Annotated in this window: 8 protein-coding genes and 1 pseudogene; 4 read left to right on the top strand and 5 right to left on the bottom strand. The window is 64.8% G+C overall.

Annotated elements, in window-relative coordinates:
- The 4 genes and pseudogenes from G3N59_RS18030 to G3N59_RS18015 form a co-directional block, all read right to left on the bottom strand.
- Positions 1-123, bottom strand: a pseudogene (locus tag G3N59_RS18030) (acetyl-CoA C-acetyltransferase); the annotation flags it as partial.
- A gap of 104 nt (positions 124-227) precedes the next feature.
- Positions 228-2,126, bottom strand: coding sequence for a class I poly(R)-hydroxyalkanoic acid synthase (gene phaC / locus G3N59_RS18025; protein WP_205983992.1), 1,899 nt, complete (start codon positions 2,124-2,126; stop codon positions 228-230).
- Positions 2,127-2,639: 513 nt separating this feature from the next.
- Positions 2,640-3,500 (bottom strand): peptidoglycan editing factor PgeF, encoded by an 861-nt coding sequence (pgeF, locus tag G3N59_RS18020; protein ID WP_205983991.1) that lies wholly within the window; start codon positions 3,498-3,500, stop codon positions 2,640-2,642.
- Entirely contained in the window at positions 3,497-4,798 is a 1,302-nt protein-coding gene (locus tag G3N59_RS18015) for an RluA family pseudouridine synthase (RefSeq protein ID WP_205983990.1), read from the bottom strand. Before G3N59_RS18015 ends, pgeF begins: the two co-directional genes overlap by 4 nt.
- Positions 4,799-4,840: 42 nt before the next feature.
- Here G3N59_RS18015 and G3N59_RS18010 point away from each other — a divergent pair, with 42 nt between their 5' ends.
- Positions 4,841-5,737 carry an outer membrane protein assembly factor BamD gene (locus G3N59_RS18010; protein WP_205983989.1) on the top strand — a complete coding sequence of 299 codons (897 nt, stop codon included), beginning with the start codon at positions 4,841-4,843 and terminating at the stop codon, positions 5,735-5,737.
- Positions 5,738-5,907: 170 nt separating this feature from the next.
- Here the strand turns inward: G3N59_RS18010 and rlmD are convergent, their stop codons facing one another.
- Positions 5,908-7,443: a 23S rRNA (uracil(1939)-C(5))-methyltransferase RlmD gene (rlmD, locus tag G3N59_RS18005; protein WP_346777899.1), complete on the bottom strand. Its 1,536-nt coding sequence runs from the start codon at positions 7,441-7,443 to the stop codon at positions 5,908-5,910.
- 223 nt (positions 7,444-7,666) lie between these two features.
- Here rlmD and G3N59_RS18000 point away from each other — a divergent pair, with 223 nt between their 5' ends.
- The 3 genes from G3N59_RS18000 to G3N59_RS17990 all read left to right on the top strand — a co-directional run bounded on the left by G3N59_RS18000 (position 7,667) and on the right by G3N59_RS17990 (position 9,280).
- Positions 7,667-7,873, top strand: a complete 207-nt coding sequence (locus G3N59_RS18000) for a hypothetical protein (RefSeq protein WP_205983988.1) — start codon at positions 7,667-7,669, stop codon at positions 7,871-7,873.
- Between the two features lie 140 nt (positions 7,874-8,013).
- A complete protein-coding gene (locus G3N59_RS17995) occupies positions 8,014-8,364 on the top strand; it encodes a hypothetical protein (protein ID WP_205983987.1) in 351 nt (116 codons plus the stop codon).
- 55 nt (positions 8,365-8,419) lie between these two features.
- Positions 8,420-9,280: an endonuclease/exonuclease/phosphatase family protein gene (locus G3N59_RS17990; RefSeq protein ID WP_205983986.1), complete on the top strand. Its 861-nt coding sequence runs from the start codon at positions 8,420-8,422 to the stop codon at positions 9,278-9,280.
- Positions 9,281-9,282 lie beyond the last annotated feature (2 nt).

The following is a 9,282-nucleotide window of genomic DNA, read 5'->3' as shown; positions in this document are numbered from 1 at the left end:
CGCACGCTCGAGCGCCGTCTTGATCACCAGCGCACCGAGATCCGGCGCAGCCACTTTCGCCAGCGAGCCACCGAACTTGCCAACCGCCGTACGGGCGGCCGAAACGATCACAATGTCAGTCATTTTCTGTTCCTCCGGGCTGCACGAAGTCGCAAGAGATGCGTGCCCGTCAAGTTAAAAACCCAAACCTGTTGCTGCGTTTTTTACGTCGATGTGCGTGGCCGCCGTCACTCGCGCTGCTGCACGTAACGTCCCGGCGCGGGCTCGATTTCGGGGAATTCCGCCGAACCGGCCTGGGCGCGCGGCTTGACCTTCTTGCCACCGAACTGATCGAGCCATTCGGCCCACGTCGGCCACCAGCTGCCCGGCTTTTCCTCGGCGGCGTCGAACCAGTCGTCGGCTTCCTCGGGCAGATGTTTCGCTTCGGTATCGAAGGTCCAGTGGCTGCGCTTGTTCTTCGACGCCGGATTGATCACGCCGGCAATATGGCCCGACGCGCCCAGCACGAACTTAAGCGGCCCCGACAGCAGCGGCACCGACGCATACGCCGTGCGCCACGGCACGATATGGTCTTCACGCGAGCCGTAGATGAACGTCGGCACGTCGATACGCGAAAGATCGACTTCCTCGCCGCACACGGTCAGCGCGCCCGGCTCGCGCAGCTTGTTTTCCAGATACGTATTGCGCAGATACCACGCATACATCGGGCCCGGCAGGCTCGTCGAGTCGCTGTTCCAGTAGAGCAGATCGAACGCGGCGGGCGTGCGGCCCTTGAGGTAATTGTCGACGACGTAGTTCCAGACCAGATCGTTCGGACGCAGGAACGAGAAGGTGTTGGCGAACTCCATGCCGCGCATCAGGCCCGGCGTGCCGCCGTTCTTGCCGCCGATGGTCTGCTCGCGCATCTGCACGTGCGCCTCGTCGACGAATACGTCGAGCACGCCCGTATCGGAAAAATCGAGCATTGCCGTGAGCAGCGTCATCGATGCAACCGGATGTTCGCCGCGCGCCGCCGCCACCGACAGCGCCGTGGCGAGCAGCGTGCCGCCCACGCAGAAGCCGAGCGTATTGATCTGCTCGCGCCCGCTGATGCTGCGCGTGGTGTCGATCGCGCGCAGCACGCCGTCTTCGATGTAATCGTCCCAGGATTTGTCGGCAATCGACGCATCGCCGTTATGCCAGGAGACGAGGAACACCTGCTGGCCCTGCTCCAGCGCGTAAGCGACGAGCGAATTCTCGGGCTGCAGGTCGAGGATGTAGAACTTGTTGATGCAGGGCGGCACGATCAGCAGCGGACGCTCGCGCACGGTCGCCGTGCGCGGCTCGTACTGGATCAGCTGGAACAGTTCGTTCTCGAACACCACCGAGCCTTCGGTGGTCGCCAGATTGCGGCCCACGACGAAACGCGATTCGTCGGTTTGCGAGATCTTGCCGCGCGACATGTCGCCGAGCAGGTTCATCACGCCCTGGCGCAGGCTTTCGCCGTGGCTTTCGAGCAAGGCGCTCTGCGCGTCGGGGTTCAGCGCGAGAAAGTTGCTGGGCGAAGCCGCCGCCGTCCACTGCTGCACGGCGAAGCGGATGCGCTCGCGCGTTTTCGGATCGGTGTCGATGGCATCGACCATCTCGTGCAGATAGCGCGCGTTCAGCAGATACCAGGCCGCCGTGAAGGCGTAGGCCGGCGTGGCTTTCCACGCATCCGAGCTGAAGCGGCGATCCTTGAGTTCGGGCGATTTGGGCTGCGCGGCCGACGCTTCGCGCAGCAGTTCCATGGCATCGCGCGAATATTCGGCTTGCAGATGCTGGAGCCGGCCCGGCTCGATGGAAGCGCTGGGCACCTTGAACGCGTCCATGCCGCCGCCGAGATGGGCGAAATTGCCGAGTTGACCGAGATTGCCGAACTGACCGAGCGCCGATTGCATCGCCGCCGGATTCATCGCGGCACCGAATGCAGCCTGCGCAGCCTGAACGGCTTCGGCCGGATTCGTCGCGCCGTTCATGGCCGGCATGCCAGGCCAGAACGCGCCCGGTTGCCCGGTTGCCTGGCCCCACTGCTGCGCGCCCGTTTGTTGCGCAGCATTCATGGCATTACGCCAGGCCTGCGTCCACGCGTCGAGCATTTGCTGCATGCCGGCGGCGTCCGGCGTGAAATTCGGAATGAAAGACTGTGCACCGTCGGTTGAAGCGCCCGCACCTGGGGCTGTCGTAGAGCGTTGAGATGCCGTCATGCCTGCTTTTTACCGATGTGTCCCGAGGGACTGGTTGAGAGGCAGGTGGAACGCGCTTGGCGCGCCACTGCCTTGCGCCCGGTGCGTCCTGTCCCGTAGGTGAAAGGACATTCTTGCTCCCCACTGCAAAGCGTGTCAATGCTTGTGCCCGATTTTGCCGCACTGCGATATTTTTTTTATTATCGTTTTCCCGATGCGCGCTGACTCATGTCACAGAGGTGTGCGCAGGCGAGCGACGCACGGCGGAAAAACCGCCATGCGTGCAAGTGCTTGCAGTGCAATGAGGAGCGCGCCGAATCGATTCACAGCGCATGAGCGGCTGTACTTTGCAGCCCACGGTGCGGCGCAGCAAAAACACGGCGATCGGACGGCCTGGAGGCGTGTGCCCCGCAGCGAACAGCGTCCGCGAAACGCTCAGGGTTCGAGCCAGATGAGCGCAGCCAGGCGGCCGGTCACGGGTTCGCGGCGATACGAATAGAAGCGTTCGCGATCGGTGTAGGTGCACATGCCGCCGCCGCTGATGCGGGTAACGCCCAGTTCGCCCAGACGCAGACGCGCGAGCGCACCGAGATCGGCGAGATATTTGCCGGCCGCTTCGGGGCGCGGCACGAAGGCGGCATCGGTTGCCGCGCGTTGTGCGCCACCGACAGCCTGCGCGTGAGTCATGAACGCGTCACGCACGTCTGTCCCCACTTCGAAAGCCGTCGGGCCGATAGCCGGTCCGAGATACGCGTGCAATTCGCTTGTGGCGCAGCCCGCGAGCGCAGCAACGCGCTGCGCGGTCTTCTCGATCACGCCTGCGGCGAGACCACGCCAGCCCGCGTGCGCGGCACCGACCGCCCGGCCCGCGCCGTCGCAGATCAGCACCGGCATGCAGTCGGCGACCATCACCGTGCAGGCGATGCCGGGCTGATCGGTCACGCTCGCGTCGGCTTCGAGCGGCGTGCCCGTGCGCGCCGCTGCGAGCGCCTGCACGGCATCGACCACGATCGGGCCGTGGATCTGCTTGAGCCACGCGGCCGGCACGCCCGCGTAGTCCAGCAGACGCGCGCGATTGGCCTCGACGTGGTCGAGATCGTCGCCCGACGAGCGGCCCAGATTCAGACCGCACGGCAACTCGCCGCCGCCCTCACCGTTCCCGGCGGCCTGCCAGCGGCCGAACGGGCCCACGCTCACACCGCCGTTGCGCGTCGTCACGATCGCGCGCACGCGCGGCGCAACGTCCCATTCGGGGTGCAGCAGATCGGCGGAAGTCAGTTGCGGGCAGGTCGTCATGCAGGCTTGTCCTCGTCGTCGTGGCCGTCGTCTTCGTGATCGCCGTCGTGTTCGTCCTGATCGTCGTCTTCGTCGTCGGCGTAATCGTCTTCATCGCTGCCGATCACGTAGCCTTCGTCGGTGTACGCGCTGTCGAACATCTCGTCAAAGGCGAAATCTTCCTCGTTCTCCTTGCCGAAACCGAGCGCCTCGATCAGCGCATCCATGTCGTCCGGCACTTCGGCGCGCCATTGCATCGGGCGGCCCGTGACCGGGTGGATCAGGCCAAGACGCCACGCATGCAGCGCCTGGCGCGCGAAATCGCCGGGCAGCGCCGCCACCGAGCGCTTGCCGCGCGCGTGTCCATAGACCGGATCGCCCAGCAGCGGATGGCGGATATGCGCGCAATGCACGCGAATCTGGTGCGTGCGGCCGGTTTCGAGATCGCAGTGAATCGCGCTGATCGGCTGGTTGTGCCACATCGTCTTGTCGATACGGCGGTAATGCGTGCGCGCCGGTTTGCCCGACGCACCGCTCACCACGGCCATGCGCACGCGGTCGCGCGGATCGCGGCCGATCGGCGCGTCGATCGTGCCTTCGTCGGGCATATTGCCCCACACCAGCGCGAGATAGCGGCGCTTGACCGTGCGCGCCTGCAACTGGCGCACGAGATCGGTCTGCGCTTCGAGCGTGCGCGCCACCACCATCAGGCCGGAAGTTTCTTTGTCGAGCCGGTGCACGATGCCCGCGCGCGGCAGGCCGGCGGCCGCTTCGCCGTAGCGGTGCAGCAGACCGTTGAGGATCGTGCCGCTCCAGTTGCCGGCGGCCGGATGCACAACCATTCCTGCAGGCTTGTTGATGACGAGGATCGCCTCGTCTTCGTAGATGATGTCGAGCGGCACCGGCTCGGGCGTGAACGCCAGCTGCTCGGGCAGCAGATCGGGAACGAGTTCGATCACGGCGCCCAGCGGCACCGGCTGGCGCACCTTGGCGGGCTTGCCGTCGACGTGCACGCGCTGCGCCTCGATCCAGCCTTGCAGGCGGTTACGAGAAAATTCGGGAAAGACCCTGGCGAGCACCTTGTCGAGACGCTCGCCGGCAAGCTCGTCGGGCACTTCGGCGCGGCGTGCTTCCTGGTCTTCGCGCGCGACACGGGTGCGCGGCGCACCGCCTGCGATGGGGACAAAGTCAGCGCCGGTAAGGTCGTCGTCAAGCGCCTCATTGGCTGCTGCGTCATCGGGCACATCGCCCAGGCTATAATCGCTGATGCTGTTTTGGGCGCCGGGAGCGCCGGCCCCCGGAATAACTGAACGGGTCATTGAGTCTGGGTCACCTGTGGACCTGAAGCTGGACTGGGATAAATGCGAGCCTTGAACACGATTACGAAACCGGCCCAATATGCAGTGGCCCGAACCGCAACGCGCGCAGCGCAAATGCACACGCTCGGCAAGATCGGCAACGTCATTCGCATTGCTACTTGCGGCGCGGCGCTCACGCTAGTGGCTGCCTGCCACGGCCTGCCGGAAAAGACCGACGAAACGGCAACGTGGAACAACAACAAATTATATACGGAGGCTCAGGACGCGCTCTCCGGTGGCGATTGGGGTAAGTGCGCGAAATACTTCGAACAGCTCGAAGGTCGCGACCCGTTCGGCCACTTCGCACAACAGGCGCAGATCAACGTCGCCTACTGCGACTGGAAGGACAACGAGAACGATGCCGCCGACCAGGCGATCAATCGCTTCATCCAGCTGCACCCGGATCACCCGGACATCGCCTACGCGTACTACCTCAAGGGCATGATCCACTTCAACGACGATCTGGGTCTGTTCGGCCGCTTCTCGGGCCAGGATATGAGCGAGCGCGATCCGAAGTCCCTGCGCGAGTCGTATGACGCGTTCAAGGTCGTGGTCGACAAGTCGCCGCAGAGCAAGTACGCGCCGGACGCCGCACAGCGTATGCGCTACATCGTCAATGCGCTGGCTTCGCACGAAGTGCACGCTGCCGATTACTACTATCGTCGCGGCGCCTACGTGGCGGCCATCAACCGCGCGCAGCTCGCGATCACCGAGTACAAGAGCGCTCCGGCGATCGAAGACGCGCTGCACATCATGATCCTGTCGTACCAGAAGCTGAACCAGCCGCAACTCGCCGACGACACCCGTCGCGTGCTGGCTGCGACCTTCCCGGACAGCCCGTACATCACGGGTCACGCACGCCCGGGCAAGGAAGAAAAGTCCTGGTGGCAGATCTGGTAAGGCCGGATTGAGCGTCCAGCGGGCGCTCAATGCCGTCAAACAGCGGTCAAAAACAAAACGCCAAGGAATGACTTCCGTGGCGTTTTTTTATGTCGTCGTTACGGCGTATTTCAGGCTACCCGGCGCCGAAGCGTCGGGCAGTCCGTGCCTGGGGGCGTTTCAGTTACGTCTCAGTCGCGTTCGAACAGCGCGATCGACTCGACGTGCGAGGTATGCGGGAACATGTTGACCACGCCCGCGCCCTTGAGGCGATAACCCGCTTCGTTGACCAGCACACCAGCGTCGCGCGCCAGCGTACCCGGGCTGCACGAGACATACACGATGCGCTTGGGCAGTGGACCATCGCCGCTCTTCGCGATTTCGGCCAGCGCCTGCGACACGGCGAACGCGCCTTCGCGCGGCGGGTCGATCAGGTACTTGTCGAAATGACCGAGCGCGCGGATATCGTCGGCGGTGACTTCGAACAGATTGCGGCAGGCGAACGACGTATGACCGTCCACGCCGTTGGCGCGCGCGTTTTCGAGCGCCCGCGTCGTCAGCTGTTCGCTGCCCTCGATGCCCACCACTTCGCGCGACAGCCGCGCGAGCGGCAGCGTGAAGTTGCCGATGCCGCAGAACAGGTCGAGCACGCGATCGCCCGCTTCCGGCGCGAGCAGACGCAGCGCACGGCCCACGAGCACCCGGTTGATCTGGTGATTGACCTGGGTGAAGTCGGTCGGCTTGAACGGCATGCGGATGTCGAATTCCGGCAGCGTGTAGTCGAGCGGCTTGTCGAGCGGATAGAACGGGAACACCGAATCCGGCCCCTTGGGCTGGAGCCAGAACTGTACGTTGTGCTGATCCGCGAAGGCGCGCAGCAGATCTTCGTCCGCGGCGGTCAGCGGCTCGAGAATACGCAGCACCAGCGCCGTGACGCTCGAACCGACAGCCAGCTCGATCTGCGGCATGCGATCGCTGATCGACAGCGCGCCCACCAGCTCGCGCAGCGGCACCAGCATCGCCGACACATTGGGCGGCAGCACTTCGCAGCTCGTCATATCGGCCACATAGCTGCTCTTGCGCTCGTGGAAGCCCACGAGCACGCCGCCCTTCTTCGGCACATTGCGCACGGTCAGGCGCGCGCGATAGCGATAGCCCCAGGACGGTCCGTGGATCGGCCGGAACATCGTTTCCGAACGTACCTTCGAGATATGCGAAAGATTGTCTTCGAGCACACGTTGCTTGACGGCGATCTGCGCGCGCACGTCCAGATGCTGCATCGAGCAGCCGCCGCAGGTGCCGAAAAACTGGCATTGCGGCTTCGTGCGGATCGCGCTTTCGCGCAGCACGCTGACGACCTGGGCCTGCTCGAAGGTCGGCTTCTTGCGATAGCTCGAATAGGTGACGCGCTCGCCCGGCAGCGCGCCCTCGACGAAGATCACCTTGCCCGGCTCGCCCGTTTCGGTGACAGTACGGCCGACGCCGCGCGCCTCCATATCGAGCGATTCGATTTCGAGAATCGGGGCATGAGCAACCGATGCCTCGACAGCGGCGCGCTTTTCGGCGCGGCGCTCGCGCTTGCTGCGCTTTTTGGCGGGCGTGGGCAGGGCCGCAACGTTTTCGGCGCGGCCGGCTTCGGCGCGGCCAGCATCGGCACGACCAGTTTCGGCGCGGGCGGCATCGGCGCGCTCGGCGTCGGCTTGAGGGTCGGGGGCAGCTTGGGACACCAGCGGATTCCTGACAGACAGTGGGGGTGGATTTTTTAAACGAAGGCGAGATTGTAGTCGATTCGGCGCACACTTCCCCGCGCGCACTTGCGCATGTTGCGAGAACGCCGATCGCCGACACGCTGTCGCGCTTTCGGAAGATTCCGATCTACATCGACGCCGTCCGACAGTACGATGTGTTTCGCGACGTGCCCAGTTCGGCCGCCGCCAGGAACCCGACATCATGGACACGCTTTTTTCCACTACCGGCTTTGTGATCGCCCTCGGCGCGCTGTGCGTCGCCGTGGTCTTTCTTGCGCCGCTTCTCGAAGCGCTACCGCGCGACCGCGCCGCCCGGCGCCAGTCGTATATCGTCGCTGCCGCACTGATCGGCAGCCCGATATTGATGATCGGACTTCTTTACCTCGTTGTACGGCTGGTGTTCGACTGAACCCAACCGCACATCCCGCGCTTGATTTACGACGCTTTAACGTTTCGGAATCCCTGGTAGTGGTTTTGGGAACCGTCCGATTGGCATCGTCCAGCCGCTCGCGTACAGGTAAGCCCTTTATCACGAATCCGGGAAACAGCATGAACAAAGTCGTTAGCGCCGCGCTCCTGTCGGCGGCCCTGGGCCTGAGCGCCTGTATGTCTTCGCCCACGCCGGCGCCCGAAGTCTCCATGGCCCGCGTGACGCGCGGCATGGCGCAGAACGACGTCATCGCCCGCATCGGGCCGCCGGACCGCGTGCGTGGCGCCAATGGCAACGAGTGCTACCAATATGCGCTCGGCAAATACGGCGATGTGCTTTTCGCGGTCTACTTCCGCAATCAGGCCGTCGCCGCCGCCGAACGTGGCACCTGCAATCTCGAAATCACGCGCGGCTCCGACAGCCGCGGCATAACCTATAGTGCATCGGACTACGCGACGACGCGCCGATAAGCCGATCCCACCTTCCGCCCGTCCGCCGCGCACTACCTGTTTGCGACGGACCGCCATGAAACTCGTTAGCTGGAATGTTCAGTGGGGCCGCGATGCGAACGGCATCGTGGATCTCGCGCGCACCGTGCGCGAAGCGCAGCGTCTCGCCGATTTCGACGTGCTGTGCCTGCAGGAAATCACGCGCGGCTTTCATTCGCTGCCGGGCGGCCCGGGTGACGACCAGTTTGCCGAACTGTCCGCCCTGCTGCCGGGTTTCACGGTCATCGAAGCAATCGGCGCAGATTTGCCGGCCGCAAACGGTGGAAAGCGCACCGCGCGCCGCCAGTTCGGCAATGCGCTCGCCACGCGCCTGCCGGTCGCGCAAGTGTTCCGTCATCTGCTGCCCTGGCCGGCCGATCCGTCTGCTCCGTCGATGCAGCGCGTCGCGCTCGAAGCGGTGCTCGATGTGCCGGGCGGCGCACTGCGCGTACTCGTCACGCATCTGGAGTTTTATTCGGAGCGCCAGCGGCTCGCGCAGGTGGACGAACTGCGGCGTCTCCAGCAGGAAGCCGCCGCTCACGCAGCGCAACCCGCGCCCGCCGAAAATCATGAGGGTCCCTTCGCGCGCACCGCGCGGCCGGTCAGTGCGATTGTCTGCGGGGATTTCAACAGCGCCTGGGGCAGCGCCGCCTATGCGCGCATGCTCGATCCGCTCGCGGGCAGCCCGGCCTTTATCGACGCCTGGACGACGCTCCATCCCGGCGCGACGCCGCCACCCACGGCGGGCATCTACGACACGCTCCAATGGTCTGACGGGCCGCTAAGCTGCGACTTTGTGTTCGTCACCGAAGACCTGCGCGGCCGGCTCGCGCGCTGCGAAATCGACGTCATGACGCAGGTTTCGGATCATCAGCCGATCGTGCTCGAACTCGGCTAACC

It is taken from the genome of Paraburkholderia sp. Ac-20340, assembly GCF_017104965.1.
Taxonomy (GTDB): Bacteria; Pseudomonadota; Gammaproteobacteria; order Burkholderiales; family Burkholderiaceae; genus Paraburkholderia.
This window is presented reverse-complemented; position numbering and strand designations above follow the sequence as displayed.